General features: G+C 73.8%; 16 protein-coding genes and 1 riboswitch. Of the genes, 12 read left to right on the forward strand and 4 right to left on the reverse strand.

The window, feature by feature from the left end; all coding sequences use genetic code 11:
• Window positions 1-278: 278 nt before the first annotated feature.
• From gap to E1298_RS31335, 6 genes are all read left to right on the forward strand, one after another.
• Window positions 279-1,283 (forward strand): type I glyceraldehyde-3-phosphate dehydrogenase, encoded by a 1,005-nt coding sequence (gap, locus tag E1298_RS31310; RefSeq protein ID WP_131899667.1) that lies wholly within the window; start codon window positions 279-281, stop codon window positions 1,281-1,283.
• A gap of 73 nt (window positions 1,284-1,356) precedes the next feature.
• Window positions 1,357-2,589: a phosphoglycerate kinase gene (locus E1298_RS31315; protein WP_131899669.1), complete on the forward strand. Its 1,233-nt coding sequence runs from the start codon at window positions 1,357-1,359 to the stop codon at window positions 2,587-2,589.
• 3 nt (window positions 2,590-2,592) lie between these two features.
• The gene (gene tpiA, locus E1298_RS31320) at window positions 2,593-3,387 is read left to right on the forward strand and encodes a triose-phosphate isomerase (RefSeq protein WP_131899671.1); all 795 of its coding nucleotides are present in this window, start codon (window positions 2,593-2,595) and stop codon (window positions 3,385-3,387) included.
• Window positions 3,388-3,548: 161 nt separating this feature from the next.
• Window positions 3,549-3,791 carry a preprotein translocase subunit SecG gene (secG, locus tag E1298_RS31325; protein ID WP_131899673.1) on the forward strand — a complete coding sequence of 81 codons (243 nt, stop codon included), beginning with the start codon at window positions 3,549-3,551 and terminating at the stop codon, window positions 3,789-3,791.
• Window positions 3,792-3,872: 81 nt separating this feature from the next.
• On the forward strand, window positions 3,873-4,247 hold the full coding sequence (locus E1298_RS31330; protein WP_131899675.1) for an RNA polymerase-binding protein RbpA: 375 nt from the start codon (window positions 3,873-3,875) through the stop codon (window positions 4,245-4,247).
• Between the two features lie 109 nt (window positions 4,248-4,356).
• A riboswitch (ZMP/ZTP riboswitch) is annotated at window positions 4,357-4,443 on the forward strand.
• A 58-nt stretch (window positions 4,444-4,501) separates the two neighbouring features.
• Complete coding sequence (locus E1298_RS31335) at window positions 4,502-5,773, forward strand: serine hydroxymethyltransferase (RefSeq protein ID WP_131899677.1); 1,272 nt, start codon at window positions 4,502-4,504, stop codon at window positions 5,771-5,773.
• Here E1298_RS31335 and E1298_RS31340 read toward each other — a convergent pair whose 3' ends face one another.
• Window positions 5,774-6,562, reverse strand: a complete 789-nt coding sequence (locus E1298_RS31340) for a class I SAM-dependent methyltransferase (RefSeq protein WP_131899679.1) — start codon at window positions 6,560-6,562, stop codon at window positions 5,774-5,776.
• A 173-nt stretch (window positions 6,563-6,735) separates the two neighbouring features.
• On the opposite strand from E1298_RS31340, the gene E1298_RS31345 reads away from it, so the two are divergent.
• From E1298_RS31345 to E1298_RS31360, 4 genes are all read left to right on the forward strand, one after another.
• Window positions 6,736-7,446 (forward strand): carboxymuconolactone decarboxylase family protein, encoded by a 711-nt coding sequence (locus E1298_RS31345; RefSeq protein ID WP_131899681.1) that lies wholly within the window; start codon window positions 6,736-6,738, stop codon window positions 7,444-7,446.
• Window positions 7,439-8,086, forward strand: coding sequence for a GNAT family N-acetyltransferase (locus E1298_RS31350; RefSeq protein WP_131899683.1), 648 nt, complete (start codon window positions 7,439-7,441; stop codon window positions 8,084-8,086). The genes E1298_RS31345 and E1298_RS31350 overlap by 8 nt, the downstream gene beginning before the upstream one ends.
• Window positions 8,087-8,136: 50 nt before the next feature.
• Complete coding sequence (locus E1298_RS31355) at window positions 8,137-9,573, forward strand: NAD(P)/FAD-dependent oxidoreductase (protein WP_131899685.1); 1,437 nt, start codon at window positions 8,137-8,139, stop codon at window positions 9,571-9,573.
• Between the two features lie 83 nt (window positions 9,574-9,656).
• Window positions 9,657-10,766: a hypothetical protein gene (locus E1298_RS31360; protein WP_131899687.1), complete on the forward strand. Its 1,110-nt coding sequence runs from the start codon at window positions 9,657-9,659 to the stop codon at window positions 10,764-10,766.
• Window positions 10,767-10,810: 44 nt separating this feature from the next.
• Here the strand turns inward: E1298_RS31360 and E1298_RS31365 are convergent, their stop codons facing one another.
• Window positions 10,811-11,299, reverse strand: a complete 489-nt coding sequence (locus E1298_RS31365; protein WP_207944941.1) for a MarR family winged helix-turn-helix transcriptional regulator — start codon at window positions 11,297-11,299, stop codon at window positions 10,811-10,813.
• A gap of 89 nt (window positions 11,300-11,388) precedes the next feature.
• On the opposite strand from E1298_RS31365, the gene E1298_RS31370 reads away from it, so the two are divergent.
• Window positions 11,389-12,495: an amidohydrolase family protein gene (locus E1298_RS31370; protein WP_165975766.1), complete on the forward strand. Its 1,107-nt coding sequence runs from the start codon at window positions 11,389-11,391 to the stop codon at window positions 12,493-12,495.
• Between the two features lie 3 nt (window positions 12,496-12,498).
• Here the strand turns inward: E1298_RS31370 and E1298_RS31375 are convergent, their stop codons facing one another.
• Together E1298_RS31375 and E1298_RS31380 are read right to left on the reverse strand one after the other, a co-directional pair.
• Window positions 12,499-13,275: an isocitrate lyase/PEP mutase family protein gene (locus E1298_RS31375; RefSeq protein ID WP_131899691.1), complete on the reverse strand. Its 777-nt coding sequence runs from the start codon at window positions 13,273-13,275 to the stop codon at window positions 12,499-12,501.
• A gap of 128 nt (window positions 13,276-13,403) precedes the next feature.
• The gene (locus tag E1298_RS31380) at window positions 13,404-14,138 is read right to left on the reverse strand and encodes an aspartate/glutamate racemase family protein (RefSeq protein ID WP_131899693.1); all 735 of its coding nucleotides are present in this window, start codon (window positions 14,136-14,138) and stop codon (window positions 13,404-13,406) included.
• Window positions 14,139-14,268: 130 nt separating this feature from the next.
• On the opposite strand from E1298_RS31380, the gene bioB reads away from it, so the two are divergent.
• Window positions 14,269-15,411 (forward strand): biotin synthase BioB, encoded by a 1,143-nt coding sequence (gene bioB, locus E1298_RS31385; RefSeq protein ID WP_131899695.1) that lies wholly within the window; start codon window positions 14,269-14,271, stop codon window positions 15,409-15,411.
• Window positions 15,412-15,537: the final 126 nt, after the last annotated feature.

Below are 15,537 nucleotides of genomic sequence, written 5' to 3' on the forward strand. Positions count from 1 at the left end.
GCCCCGATCAGCGGAGTGGTCACCTTCCTGGACCCGGAGGGCAAGGTCGTCGACAGGCGGCAATTCCGCCGCTGACGCCCGCCGACGCCCGCTGACCGGGCACGAAGCCCCGAGTGTCCCGCGCGGGGGAGCGGGCCTCACCCGCGATTTCCCACGCGACCGGTGTCGGGCTACCCACGGGTCATTGGATAGGGTCGAGGGAGGGGGAAGACCCCGGTTCCATGCTGAAGACGGGCCCGGTCGCGCCGGGCGAGACGACGTATGAGGAGAGCCGTTCCGTGACCATCCGAGTAGGCATCAACGGGTTCGGCCGGATCGGCCGCAACTTCTACCGCGCCGTGAAGGCGAGCGGAGCCGACATCGAGATCGTGGCGGTCAACGACCTGACCGACAACGCCACCCTCGCTCAGCTCCTCAAGTACGACAGCATCCTCGGGCGCCTGTCCGAGGAGGTGCGGGCCACCGCCGACGAGATCGTCGTGGGCGGCAAGGCCATCAAGGCGTTCGAGGAGCGCGACCCGGCCAACCTCAAGTGGGGCGAGCTGGGCGTGGACGTGGTCGTGGAGTCCACCGGCTTCTTCACCGACGCCACCAAGGCCAGGGTGCACGCCGACAACGGCGCCAAGAAGGTGATCATCTCGGCGCCCGCCAAGAACGAGGACGTCACCATCGTCCTCGGCGCCAACGAGGACACCTACGACCCGGCCGCCCACACGGTCATCTCCAACGCCTCCTGCACCACCAACTGCCTGGCCCCGCTGGCGAAGGTCCTGCACGACAACTTCGTCATCGAGAAGGGCCTGATGACGACGATCCACGCCTACACGCAGGACCAGAACCTCCAGGACGCCCCGCACAAGGACCTGCGGCGCGCCCGCGCCGCCGCCCTGAACGTCGTGCCGACCTCGACCGGCGCCGCCAAGGCCATCGGCCTGGTGCTGCCCGAGCTGAAGGGCAAGCTCGACGGCTACGCGCTGCGCGTCCCGGTGCCGACCGGCTCGGCCACCGACCTGACCGCGACCCTGTCCCGCGACGTGACCGTGGACGAGGTCAACGCCGCGTTCAAGGCCGCCGCCGAGGGCGCGCTGAAGGGCTACCTGACCTACACCGCCGACCCGATCGTCTCCAGCGACATCGTCACCGACCCGGCCTCGTGCATCTTCGACTCCGGGCTGACGAAGGTCATCGGCGACCAGGTCAAGGTCGTCGGCTGGTACGACAACGAGTGGGGCTACTCCAACCGCCTCGCCGACCTGGTGACGTTCGTCGGCTCGCAGCTCTGATCCTCTGGCCGCGCCGTGGCCGTGCGCTCGCGCGGCCACGGCGCGACCGTCTCCGGAAGGACATCGCATCCCGATGCGCACCATTGACGACCTCGACGTCGCCGGCAAGCGGGTGCTCGTACGCTCGGACCTGAACGTGCCGCTGGACGCCGAAGCGGTTCCGGGGGGTGTGGGGGGTCGTCCCCCCACGATGACGCGCCGGATCACCGACGACGGGCGGATCCGGGCGAGCCTGCCGACGATCGAGGCGCTGCGGGCCAGGGGCGCCAAGGTCATCGTCTGCGCGCACCTGGGCCGTCCCAAGGGTGAGGTCAAGCCCGAGTTCTCGCTGGCTCCGGTCGCGGAGCGGCTCGGTGAGCTGCTGGGCACCGGCGTCGCGGCCGCCGCCGACGTCGTCGGCGACTCGGCCCGCGCGACCGTGGACGGCCTCGCCGACGGCGATGTCGCGCTGCTGGAGAACCTGCGCTTCGAGCCGGGCGAGACCAGCAAGGACGCCGCCGAGCGCGGCGCGTTCGCCGATCGCCTCGCCGCCCTCGCCGACCTCTACGTCGGGGACGGGTTCGGCGCCGTCCACCGCAGGCACGCCAGCGTGTACGACGTGCCGCGGCGGCTCCCGCACGCGGCGGGCGGCCTCATCGCCGCCGAGGTCGCGGTGCTCAAGAGGCTCACCGAGGAGGTCGAGCGGCCCTACGCGGTCGTCCTCGGCGGCTCCAAGGTCTCCGACAAGCTCGGCGTGATCGACAACCTGCTCGGCAAGGCCGACCGCATCCTGATCGGCGGCGGCATGGTCTTCACCTTCCTCAAGGCCCAGGGCCACGAGGTCGGCAGGAGCCTGCTGGAGGAGGACCAGCTCGGCACCGTCCGCGCCTACCTGCGCCGCGCCGAGGAGGCGGGCGTGGAGTTCGTGCTGCCGGTCGACATCGTCGCGGCCACCGACTTCGCCGCCGACGCCGACCACGACGTGGTCGCCGCCGAGGCGATCCCCGCCGACCGGCTCGGGCTCGACATCGGCCCCGAGTCCGGCAAGCTGTTCGCCGCCCGCCTCGCCGACGCCCGGACGGTGTTCTGGAACGGCCCCATGGGCGTGTTCGAGATGGAGCCCTACGCCGGTGGCACCCGCGCCGTCGCCCAAGGCCTCATCGACTCGGGCGCGTTCACCGTGGTCGGCGGCGGCGACTCCGCGGCGGCCGTCCGCGGCCTCGGCTTGAAGCACGGTTCTTTCGATCACATCTCGACAGGCGGCGGCGCCAGCCTCGAATACCTCGAAGGCAAGACGCTGCCCGGCCTGCAGGCCCTGGAGGACTGACCGATGGCCCCCGCCACCCCTTCCCGCAAGCCGCTGATGGCCGGGAACTGGAAGATGAACAAGAACCATCTGGACGCGATCCTGCTCGTCCAGAAGATGGCGTTCGCGCTCAAGGACGCCGACCACGCCGCCGTGGACGTCGTGGTGGTGCCGCCGTTCACCGACCTGCGCTCGGTGCAGACGCTGATCGAGGCCGACCGCTACGCGATCCAGTACGGCGCGCAGGACGTCTCGCCGCACGCCTCCGGCGCCTACACCGGCGAGATCGCCGCGTCGATGCTCGCCAAGCTGGGCTGCTCCTACGCGATCGTCGGGCACTCCGAGCGGCGGCAGTACCACGCCGAGGACGACGCGCTCGTCAACGCCAAGGCCAGGGCGGCCCTCGCGGCCGACCTCAGCCCCATCCTGTGCGTGGGAGAGGGCCTGGAGGTCCGCAAGGCCGGCGAGCACGTCCCGCACGTCCTGGCCCAGCTCGACGGCGCCCTGGCGAAGATCCCGGCCGAGCAGGTCCGGCGCACCGTGATCGCCTACGAGCCGGTCTGGGCGATCGGCACCGGCGAGGTCGCCACCCCGAAGGACGCGCAGGAGGTCTGCGCGGCCATCAGGACGCGGCTCGCCGAGCTGTACGACGGCGGAGTGGCCGACCAGACGCGTATCCTGTACGGCGGCTCGGTCAAGGGGAGCAACATCGCCGGGATCATGGCCGAGGACGACGTGGACGGCGCCTTGGTCGGTGGTGCCAGCCTCGACCCGGGTGAGTTCGTCAAGATCTGCCGGTACAGGGATCTCCCCGTCTGAGGAAAACTGATCAATTCTGCGTGACATGGGGGTTCTTGCCGAACCAGCGGAGAGTTCGTCGTACCCTTCGTAGCTGACGGGTAAACCGCTCGGCTCGACCCTCCGTCCTAACGAACATGCCCCGCCTCCCGCGGGGGTGGATCCAGAGAAGGCGCTGAACTGTGATCATCGCATCGTCCATCGTGCTCATCGTCACGAGCCTGCTGATGGTGGTCCTCGTCCTGATGCACAAGGGCAAGGGCGGCGGCCTGTCCGACATGTTCGGCGGCGGGATCAACTCGTCCCTGGGCGGTTCCTCGGTCGTGGAGCGCAACCTCGACCGGCTGACCGTCGGGGTCGGCGTGATCTGGTTCGCCTCGATCGTCGTGCTCGGACTGCTGTTCAAGCACAAGGGCGTCGGCTGAGCAGCCCGTTTCATACGTACGAGCGCCGCGCCGCCCTCGGAGGTCACGGGCGGCGTCGGCACACTAAGCGAGGAGTACTCCGTGGGTAGTGGCAACGCGATTCGGGGCAGCCGCGTCGGGGCCGGTCCGATGGGAGAGGCGGAGCGCGGTGACGCCGCGCCCCGCGTCTGGGTGACCTTCTACTGCGCCAACCGGCACGAGACCCGCCCCAGCTTCGCGACCGACGTCGCGGTGCCCGAGACGTGGGACTGCCCGCGCTGCGGGTTCCCGGCCGGTCAGGACTCGGACAACCCGCCGGCTCCGCCGAAGACCGAGCCGTACAAGACGCACCTGGCCTACGTGAAGGAGCGGCGCAGCGACGAGGACGGCGAGGCCATCCTTGAGGAGGCGCTCTCCAAGCTCCGCCAGAAGCGCGCCGCCGTGAAGAGGGCCCTGGAGGCCGCGGGCCGCAACTAGGCCCGTCCCGCATCACGCGCATGGCCCCCGAGCGGGGCCATGCGCTTTTGCGTGCCCGCCGTGTCCCTGTCGTCGGATACCCTTTGATGCCCCCTGGGCGCGGCTATGATGGCCGCAACGCGACTGGCGCAGTCAAGGTGGAGACGACCACCGGGGAGCGAGAGCAGTCCGCACACCGCGCGCCTGGGTGTACGGGCCCCCTTCGCCGGGGCGCCCGCGACGAGCCCCCCGGCGCGAGCAGCGCGGAGGCCGCCATGCATGAACCCGCCGTCCCCCATCTCCAGGCCGGGGACCCCGAGATCGCCGGGCTGGTCGAGGCCGAGGCCCGCCGCCAGTTCGAGAAGATCAGGCTCATCGCCTCGGAGAACTATGTCTCGCCCGCCGTGCTGGAGGCCACCGGCTCGGTCCTGACCAACAAGTACTCCGAGGGCTACGCGGGCCGCCGCTACTACGAGGGCCAGCAGAACATCGACCCGGTCGAGCGGCTGGCCGCCGAGCGGGCCCGGGCGCTGTTCGGCGTCGAGCACGCCAACGTCCAGCCCTACTCGGGCTCGCCCGCCAACCTCGCCGTCTACATGGCGTTCCTGGAGCCGGGCGACCGGGTGATGGGGCTGTCGCTGCCGATGGGCGGCCACCTCACGCACGGCTGGTCGGTGTCGGCCACCGGGAAGTGGTTCAGCCCCGTCCGGTACGAGGTGCGCGCCGACACCGGGCGGGTCGACATGGACGAGGTGCGCGACCTGGCGCTGAAGGAGCGGCCGAAGCTCATCTGGTGCGGGGGCACCGCGATCCCGCGCACGATCGACTTCCCGGCCTTCGCCGAGATCGCCCGCGAGACCGGGGCCGTGCTGGCGGCCGATATCGCCCACATCGCGGGCCTGGTCGCGGGCGGCGCGCACCCGTCCCCGGCAGGCCACGCCGACGTGATCTCCACCACCACGCACAAGACGCTGCGCGGCCCGCGCGGCGCGATGATCATGTCGACGGCCGAGCACGCCGCGGCGGTCGACAAGGCGGTCTTCCCCGGCCTCCAGGGCGGCCCGCACAACCACACGACCGCCGCGATCGCGGTGTCGCTGCGGGAGGCGGCGCTGCCCGGGTTCGCCGGGTACGTCCGGCAGATCGTCGCGAACGCCCGGGCCCTGGCCGCCGCGCTGCTGGAGCGCGGCTACGACCTGATCTCCGGCGGCACCGACAACCACCTCATCCTGATCGACCTCACGAACAAGGGCGTGGCGGGCAAGCCCGCCGCGCAGGCCCTCGACCGCGCGGGCGTCGAGCTGAACCACAACGCCGTGCCGTTCGACCCCCGCAAGCCGTTCGACCCGTCCGGCCTGCGGCTCGGCACCGCCGCGATCACCACCCGCGGGCTGACCGAGGAGCGGATGCCGCAGATCGCGGCCTGGATCGACGAGGTCGTCCAGGCGGCCGCGAGCGGGGACGGGACGGTCGAGGAGCGGGTCGCGGGCGAGATCCGCGAGCTGCTCGCCTCCTACCCGATGCCGGGCTGGGCGCCCGCGCCCTGATCAGGCCGGCCGCAGCAGGGTGATCATCCGCCAGGCGGCGGGGTCGGCGAGGCCCACCGCGGCCCCGCCGGCCCCGAAGTCGCCGTAGCGGGCCGCGACACCGAGCCCGCCCGCGAGGCGGATGGCGGCGTCGACCTCGGTCGCCGTCCAGAACCGGTAGGGGACGACGTCGCGGATCACCCGCGTGACGTCCCCGCCGATGGTCATGGTGACGTGGTCGTCGGCGATCTGGGTCACGGGGTCGAGGAGGTCGGCGGGCTCGCCCCAGCGCACGGTGGCCCGGACGCCGCCGCGCTCGACCGTCCAGCCGGTGCTGACGCTCGGCTCGTCGCCCAGCCGGTCGCGGGGGTGCGACATCTCCACGACGTAGAGGCCGTCCGGCGCCAGGTGCCCGGCCACCCGGCGCAGGTGCGCGACGAACGCGTCCAGCGTCATCAGGTGCGACGTGGAGTCGAGCATCGTCAGGATCAGGTCGAACCGGCGGCCGAGCGCGAACCGGGTCATGTCGTCCTGGACGACCTCGACCGCGACCCCCGCCCGCTCGGCCTCGCGGGCGGCGTAGGCGCACATGGCCGGGTGCATGTCGAGCGCGGTCGCGGCCAGCCCGCGCCGCGCCAGCTCGCGGGCGTGCTCGGCGGGCCCCGCCGCCAGCTCCAGCGCCGTCCGGACGGGCGCCGCGCCGGGACGGTGCTGGGCGCACCAGGCGAGCAGCACCTCCACCTCGGCGGGCACGTCGCGGAACGAGCACGCCAGCTCGTACGCCCAGGGGTCGTCGTAGATGCCGGTCACCGGGCCATCCTGCCAGGGCGGAAGCGCCCGCCGGGGCGCCGTTCGCCACCGGCTCGGTTCCGCGCCGCGCCCGGCCGCGCCTGTCACGCAATCGCTACGTCATCATGTGCGCGGGGTTTCACATTTCGGACGGGGGGTTGAGAGGGCCGCCGCGACGGCCTAGCGTGCGGTAAGTGATCGACCCCGTGAGCGGTGAGCACGTCAATGATCGACCGAGGCGCGAGCCGTTCGCGACGCGCCTGCCCCTGCTGTTCCCCGGCTCGCTCGGCGACGAGCAGCGGGCGGTGTACGAGGCGGTGACGGGCGGCCCGCGCGGCGGCCGGGCGTTCACCTCCCGCGAGGACGACCCTCCCGACCCGGCGGCGAACGGGCCCGCCTTCCGGTTCGTCGACGACGCCGGACGGCTCCTCGGCCCGTTCAACGCCATGCTCTACAGCCCGTCCGTCGGCATGCCCCTCCAGGACCTCGGCGCCGCGCTGCGCTTTCGCACCGCGTTCACCAAGCGCGAGCGGGAGATCGCCACGCTGGTCGTCGCGGCGCGCCTGCGCTCGGACTTCGAGTGGTACGCGCACGAGCGGACCGGGCGGCGCGCCGGGCTGGACAAGGACGAGGTGGACGCGCTGCGCGAGGGCCGCGCGCCCATGTTCGGCGACGTGCGCGAGCGCGTGGTGTACGAGGCGACGCGGCAGCTGGCCGCCGAGCGCGACCTGGGCGACGCGGTGTTCACCGAGGCGGTGGCGACGCTCGGCCGGGCCGCCGTCGTCGAGCTGGTGACGCTCGTCGGCTACTACTGGGCGCTGGCGCTGCAACTGCGGGTGTTCCGGGTGGGCGTGCCGGACGGCGAGCCCGCGCCGGAGTGGCCACCGGAGGAGGGTCATGACTGAGGTGCTGCGGACCGGGCGGCTCGCGCTGCACCCGGTGAGCATGAGCGACCACCGCGCGCTGCTGACGCACTGGACGGGCCCGCTCGTCCGGCGCCACCTCTTCGACGACCGGATCGTCTCGCCCGTCCAGGTGACCGAGATCATCGCGGCGAGCCAGCGGGACTTCGCGACCGAGGGCTACGGGCTGTGGGCGCTGCGGGCCGTCCGGCGCGGCGGCCCCGCCGGCGCCGCGCTCGACCGGGCGGTCGACCTGGCCATGTCCGGCGCCTCGCTGGTCGGCGTGGTCGGCCTGCGCCGCCACGGCGGCCCGGGCGGTCGCGGCGGCCCGGACGGACTCGGCGGCCCGGACGGGCGCGGCGTGGACGTGGAGATCCTCTACAGCCTGGAGCCGGACCGGTGGGGCCTGGGTCTGGCCGCCGAGGCGTCCCGCGCGGTGCTCGACTACGCGTTCGGCGTGGTCGGGCTGCACCGGGTCACCGCGGAGATCGACGCGGGCAACGCCTCGTCCGCCGAGATCGCCGAGCGGCTCGGGATGCGGCCGTGGCGCCCCGGCCCGGACGGCCCGGACGGCGCGTCCTACTACGCGGCCGACCGCGCCCGGTGGCTCGGATCCCGTCGTGCCGTCGATGCCGTCCCATAGAATCCGTCGCCCTCTACCGTACGAAGCTTCGAATACAGCAGTATGGATCCATGAGCGCTCCCCTCCGCCGGGCCCCGCTCGCCCCCGGCTTCGCCAACGGCGGTGTCTCGTACTGGTACCGGGCGTCCGGGCGCCCCGCCCCCGGACCGCGCCTGCCGGGCCCGCGCACCGCGGACGTGTGCGTCGTCGGCGCCGGCTACACCGGGCTCTGGACGGCCTACTACCTCAAGCGCGCGCGGCCCGACCTGCGGATCGTCGTGCTGGAGCGCGAGTTCGCCGGGTTCGGCGCGTCCGGGCGCAACGGCGGGTGGGTGCTGGGGGAGATCGCCGGTTCGCTGGAGCGCTACGCCGCGTGCCACGGCCGTCCCGCCGCCATCGCCCTGCAGTACGCGATGTTCGGCGCGGTGGACGAGGTCGTCCGGGTCGCCGAGGCGGAGGGCATCGACGCCGGAGTGGTCAAGGGCGGGGTGCTGCACGTCGCCCGCAACGCCGCCCAGCTCGCCCGGCTCCACGCGCTGGTGGAGGAGTCGCGCTCGTGGGGCTGGGCGCGGGGCGACCTGATGTGCCTGCCGGCGGAGGAGCGGGAGGAGCGGCTGCGCGTCGAGGGCGCGGTGGGCGCCGCCTGGAGCCCGCACTGCGCGCGCGTCCAGCCCGCCGCGCTCGTCCAGGGCCTGGCCAAGGTGGTCAGGGGCCTCGGCGTGGAGATCTACGAGCGGACGCCCGTCGTGCGGATCGACCCGCGCCGCGGCGCCGTCCAGGCCACCGCCGTCACCGCGTCCGGCGCCGTCACCGCCGAGTACGTCCTGCGCGCCACCGAGGGGTTCACCGCGGCGCTGTCGGGCCATCACCGCGACTGGCTCCCGATGAACAGCTCCATGATCGTCACGACGCCGCTGCCCGCCCCGGTCTGGACGGCGATCGGGTGGGACCGCCGCGAACTGCTCGGCGACATGGCCCACTACTACATGTACGCCCAGCGCACCGCCGACGACCGCATCGCGTTCGGCGGCCGGGGCAAGCCGTACCGGTACGCCTCGCGCGTGGACGACGGCGGCCGCACCCAGCCCGCCACCGTCAACGCCCTCTGGGCCGCCCTCGTCTCGATGTTCCCGCCCGCCGCGAAGGAGGGACGCGTCGCGCACGCCTGGTCGGGCGTCCTCGGCGTGCCCCGCGACTGGTGCGCCACGGTCGCGCTGGACCGCGCGACCGGTCTCGGCCACGCGGGCGGCTACACCGGCCACGGCGTCGCCACGGCCAACCTCGCGGGCCGCACCCTCCGCGACCTCGTCCTGCGGGACGACACCGACCTGACCGCGCTCCCCTGGGTGAACCACCGCGTCCGCCGGTGGGAGCCCGAGCCGCTGCGCTGGCTCGGCGTCCAGGCCATGTACGCGCTCTACCAGGCGGCGGACGCCCGCGAATCCGGCTCCCGCTCGCCCCGGACGTCCGTCCTGGCCCGCGTGGCCGACGCGATCACCGGTCACTGATCCCGCGGACCCGCGCTTGGCCGGACGGTGAAGAATACGCCGACGGGCAACGGAACGTCGGTGGCGGCTGCGATGATCCGGGCATGGCTGACACGACGTACCAGAGCCTCGCGGACCGGCTGGTGGACCTTGGCATGGTGCCCAAGGAGCGGGCGGGCGCCGCGCTGGCGGAGCTGACGGCGCCCGGCGGGCCCGCGCCCGGCCCCGGCGCCGAACTGGAGGAGGCCGACGTCCTGGACTTCCTCGACGAGTGCGGCCTGATCGTGTGGGCCCACGCCGGGGACGCCGACGATCTTGAGGACGGCTACCGCGAGATCATCGAGAGCGCCGCGGCGTGCGGCGGCGCCATCGAGGTCGGCGACGTGGAACTGGTCGAGGACGAGGACGGCGAGGAGAGCCTGCACTTCCTGCGCGACGGCGAGTCGCTGTGGTGGGCGGTGGAGCACCAGTCCGGCGACCATCTCGACCTGCTGACCGTGATGGAGTGCATCGACGACCTCGAACCCGGCGGCGGCGACCCCCGGATGTTCTACGCGCTGCCCGGCGCGGAGCCGGGCGAGGACGACGTCTACGTCCTCGCGACGCCCGAGCAGGCGCGGGCCCTGCACGACGAGTTCGACCTCGACCTGGAGGGCCTCGACCGGGTCAAGGCGGCGCCGGGCGAGCCCCCCACGGCCGACCCCGGCACGCTCGACTGGTACATGCAGGCCGACCGGGCGCGCATGACCCCGCCCGCCCGCGCGTACCTCGACGAGTGGACGGCGGGCATGGGCGAGGCGCTGGCCGCGTGGCGGGCGAAGTACCTGCCCGCCGGCTTCCCGTTCGACTTCTCCCCGGCGTCCCTGGACGCGCTGGAGCCGCTGGTGCTGGAGCGCCACCCCGACTGGGACTCGGTCATCGCCGCGGGCGCCGACCCGTTCGTGGAGGGCGCCGTCCGCTACCTGGGCGAGTCGATGCTGCGGGAGGTCCCGAGCCGCTGGGGCTACCAGGACCTCGGCCTGTCGGACTCCCACGACCGGATCCCGATGATCCGCTCCAACACCCCGCTCGGTTTCCTCCAGGCGATCGTCCCGCTGCACCGGCTGGCGGCGCTCGCCAAGCGCCGCGAGGCGGGCCTGCTGGCCGACTCGGCCGACCTCCTCCAGGACGCCGTCGACGCGCACCGCAGAGCCGTGGCCGCCCGCCGAACCTGACCACCACCCCAGACGATCCCCCGGACGCCGCCACGGGCGGGCGTTTATCGAGGGGCTCGGTCGTCGCCGGGTGCATGGTCGACGATGCCGGTGAGCAGGGTGACGAGCCGGGTGCGCTCGTCCGGGGCCAGCCAGCCGAAGAGGCGGGCGCCCACGGCGCCCGCCGCCCGCTGCGACGCGTGCGCGTGGCGGCGTCCTTCGTCGGTCAGCTCGATCGCGTAGGCGCGGCGGTCGTGGGCGGCGCGGTTGCGGACGGCCAGGCCGAGCCGCTCCAGCTCGTCCATGATCCGGACGACGGCCGACTTGTCGAGGTCGAGGAGCGCGCCGAGCCGCCGCTGGCTGGTCGGGCCGTTCCGGGCCAGCGTGGCCAGCACGCCGAAGTGCCGGGTCTCGATCCCGAGGGGCCGCAGCTCCAGGTTCAGCGCGGTCCGGGCCGCGTCGTGCGCGGTGGCGAGCAGCAGGCCCAGCGCGGCGTCGTCGGTCCGCGGGTCGCCGAGCGGGGACGGCGGGCGCCCCGGAGGTTCGATGTCCACTCCCGTATTTTAGAGCCGCTCGATATGGTCTCGGCCAAGACTTTCTCGTATACTCCCTTTTGGGCGGCCTGACGATCAGGGGAGAGGCAATGCACGCCGAAAGGGACGACGACGCGGGTACCGGGCCGAGCAGGCGGCATGTGATGCGGACCGCCGCGCTGGCGACCGCCGCCGCCACGGTCTCCGCCACCGCGGTCTCCACCACCGGGGTCGCGCCCGCCCGCGCCGCCGGCGGGCCGCGCACCGGCAGGATCGACACCCACCACCACGCGCTCCCGCCCGCGATGCGCCGCTGGGCCGTCGAGCACGGCCTGCTGCCCCCGGAGGGCGGGCCGCGCTGGGGGAACTGGGACCTCGGCAGGACCCTGGACACCATGGACGCCAACGGCATCGCGGCCGGGGTCGCCTCCTCGCCCGCGCCGTCCGAGGCGTTCCGCGACCGGAACCTCGCGCTGTCGGGCACGCGGCTGTTCAACGAGTCGCTGGCCGAGCTGGTGAAGGACCACCCGACCCGGTTCGGCTTCTTCGCCTACCTGCCGCTGCTCCACGTCGACGTCGCGATCCAGGAGGCGGCCTACGCGCTGGACGAGCTCGGCGCCGACGGCGTCCTGATGATGGCCAACGCCGAGGGCCGCTACCTGGGCGACCCCGCGTTCGAGCCGCTGTTCGCCGAGCTGGACCGGCGGAGCGCCGTCGTGTTCACCCATCCCGCGGGCCTCGCCGACGCGCGTCCCGTGCCCGGCGTGGACGAGTGGATCGCCGACTACATGCTCGACACCACCCGGACCGCGCTCAGCCTCATCACGGCGGGCACTCTGGACCGCCACCGCCGGATCTCGGTGATCCTCTCGCACGCGGGCGGCTTCCTGCCCTACGCGGGCGGGCGGGTCGAGCACGCGGGCCGCCAGGGCGAGGGGCCGAGCCCGGAGGCGTTCCGCCGGGCGGTGCGGCGCTTCTACTACGACACCGCCATGCCCGCCTCGCCGTACGCCACCCCGTCGCTGCTGGCCGCCGCCGGGTCCGGCCGCCTGCTGTTCGGGACGGACTGGCCCCAGGTCGCCGCCCCGGAGGTCCGCCGCACGACCGCGCTGCTGGACTGCGACCCCTCCCTAGACGCCCGCGCGCACGCGGCCGTCAACCGAGGGAACGCTCTGCGCCTGCTCCCCACCCTCGCGAAACGCCTGCGGCGGGCGTGACCGTCACTCCGAGATGAGGTCCTGGACGTCGCCGTAGGACGGGACGGGAGCGCCGTCCCCCTCCCCGGTGACGTCCAGGGCGGCGGCGACCGCGGCCCGCAGCGCCTCGCGGAACAGCAGCGAGCCGGTGCTCACGCGGTGGACGCCGAGCGCGGCGAGCCGCGCGTAGTCGGTCCTGCCCGGCATGAACAGGACGTTGAGCGGCACGTCGACCGCGTCCAGCACGGCGCGGACGTCGGCGTCGTCCGCGACGGCCGGGACGAACACGCCGTCCGCGCCCGCGTCCGCGTAGGCGCGCACCCGGCGGAGCGTCTCGGCGCGGTCGGGCTCGGCTGAGGCCAGCCAGAACGTGTCGGTGCGGGCGTTGAGGAACACCCCGGGCGCCGCGTCCTTCACCGCCCGGACGACCGCGACCTGGTGGCCGAGCGGCGCGAGCGACCCGTCGGCGCGGCCGTCCTCCAGGTTGACCCCGGCGATCCCGTGGTCGGCCAGCTCGGCGACGAGGCCTGCGACGTCCTCGGGCCGCTCGGAGAACCCGCCCTCGATGTCGACGGTGACGGGGACGGGGAGCCGCGCGAGGGCCCGTGCCAGCGCGAGGGTCTCGGCGCGGGTGCCGCCGGCCGCGTCCGGCTTCCCCGCCGCGGCGGCGACGCCGAGGCTGGTGGTGCCGACCGCGGGGAATCCGGCCTTGGCGAGGGCTGCGCCGGTCGCGAAGTCCCACGCGTTGGGCAGCAGCAGCGGCCGTCCCGCGTGGTGCAGGTCCCGGAACCGGCTGTTCATCGGACGGTCTCCCTCATCTCCGGCAGGACGGCCCCGCACGTCGGACGGGGACGTTCCCGCCTGTCGGGATCGAAACGGTAGGCCCGATTCGCTTCGACGCCGGCCGAACCGTCGCCCCCGAAGGGCGGTCAGGGCCGGTGCGCGGGCGGGCCGCCACGCCAGGCGGGGAGGGCGCGGCCGTCCACGGCCGTCTCGAAGGCGGCGCGGGCCAGCAGGCGGGTGGAGTCCAGGGTGGGGAGCGGGGACGCCTCGGGCGTCACCAGGAGCGGGATCTCGGTGCAGACGAGGGCGACGGCGTCGCAGCCCCGTTCGGCGAGCCGGCCGATGACCTCGACGTACGCGCGGCGCGAGGCGCCGGTGAACACGCCGTTCACCAGCTCCTCGAAGATGATCCGGTTGACGGTCTCGCGGTCGGCGGCGTCCGGGACCTCGGCGTCGATGCCGCGGGCGGCCAGCTCGCGGGGGTAGACGGGGCCGTCCATGGTGTAGCGGGTGCCGAGGACGCCGACCCGCGTCCGGCCCTCGCGGGCCGCCTGGCCGGCGACGACCTCGGCGATGTGCAGGCCGGGCAGGGCGAGGTCGTCGCCGGGCCGTTCGAGCGCCATGTGCGCGGTGTTGTCGGGGCAGACGAAGAAGTCGGCGCCCGCCGCCGCGAGCCGCCGGGCGCTCTCGGCGAGGATCGCCCGGATGGCGTCGTGGTCTCCGGCGTCCCACGCGGGCATGCTCCGCGCCATCGCGATGAGGTCGAGCGTCACGTCGGGGTGGTCGTCCGGCCCGAGCTCGCGGAAGCCCTCCTGGCAGAAGGTCCGCAAGCACAGCGCGGCGCCTTCCACGCTGTGCGCGAGGATGCCGAGATGCCGCATGTGATCTACTCTAGGCGGTCCTGTAGTGCGTGGTGGGGCGCAGGTCGTCGTCGGCTACAAAGCCTGATCAACCGGTTTGTGCGTGCCGCGCCTTGGCCGGACGGGCCGGGGCCCGCGAGGATCGGACACCATGAGCCTTCTTGAGACGCTGGCCGGCAAGGGACTGCGGCGCGAGCCGCCGACGCGGGACGAGGCGCTGGCGCTGCTGGCGACCTCCGACGACGACCTGCTCGACGTCGTGGCCGCCGCCGGACGGGTGCGGCGCCACTGGTTCGGGCGTCGCGTCAAGCTGAACTACCTCGTCAACCTCAAGTCGGGGCTGTGCCCCGAGGACTGCACCTACTGCTCGCAACGGCTCGGATCGAAGGCGGACATCCTCACCTACACCTGGCTGAAGCCGGGCGAGGCCGCCGACGCCGCCGCGGCGGGGATGGCCGCGGGCGCCAAGCGGGTGTGCCTGGTCGCCAGCGGGCGCGGGCCGACCGACCGGGACGTGCGGCGGGTCGCCGACACCATCGCCGCGATCAAGGAGCGGGGCGACGTCGAGATCTGCGCCTGCCTCGGCCTGCTGCGCGACGGGCAGGGCGAGCGGCTCCGCGACGCGGGCGCCCACGCCTACAACCACAACCTCAACACCTCCGAGGCGCAGTACGGCGACATCTGCACCACGCACGACTTCGGCGACCGGGCCGACACCGTCCGCAGGTCGCGGGACGCGGGCCTGTCGCCCTGCTCCGGCCTGATCGCGGGCATGGGGGAGACCGACGGGGACCTGGTGGACGTCGCGTTCGCGCTGCGCGAGCTGGACGTCGACTCCGTCCCGGTCAACTTCCTGATCCCGTTCGAGGGCACGCCGCTCGCCGGGCAGTGGGCGCTGACGCCGCAGCGGTGCCTGCGCATCCTGGCGATGGTCCGGTTCGTCTGCCCGGACGTGGAGGTGCGGCTCTCGGGCGGCCGCGAGATCCACCTGCGCAGCCTCCAGCCGCTCGCCCTGCACATCGTCAACTCGATCTTCCTGGGCGACTATCTGACCAGCGAGGGCCAGGCCGGGCAGGCCGACCTCGACATGATCGCCGACGCGGGCTTCGAGGTGGAGGGCGCGGACGTGCCCACGCTGCCCGAGCACCGCCGCGAGGCCGCCCCCGCCCGGGACGCGGCCCCCCTCGCGGACGCCGTGCCGGTCCCGGACGCGGCGCCGGTGTCCGGTGCGCGCGCCGACCTGGTCGCGGTGCGCCGCCGGGGCGCCGGGACGGAGCTGCCGCCCAACGCCTGAGCCGCGCCGTCCCCCGGCGGGGGTCCGGCCGCCGTCCCGCGCCCGGGGCCTGAGGAAACCGGAGACCTCGGGCCCTGGGAGTCAGGGGGTGTCGGGGAGCCAGGAGCCGTGGAAGCCGGTGGGGAC

The sequence above is a fragment of the Actinomadura rubrisoli genome, assembly GCF_004349215.1.
Taxonomy (GTDB): domain Bacteria; phylum Actinomycetota; class Actinomycetes; order Streptosporangiales; family Streptosporangiaceae; genus Spirillospora; species Spirillospora rubrisoli.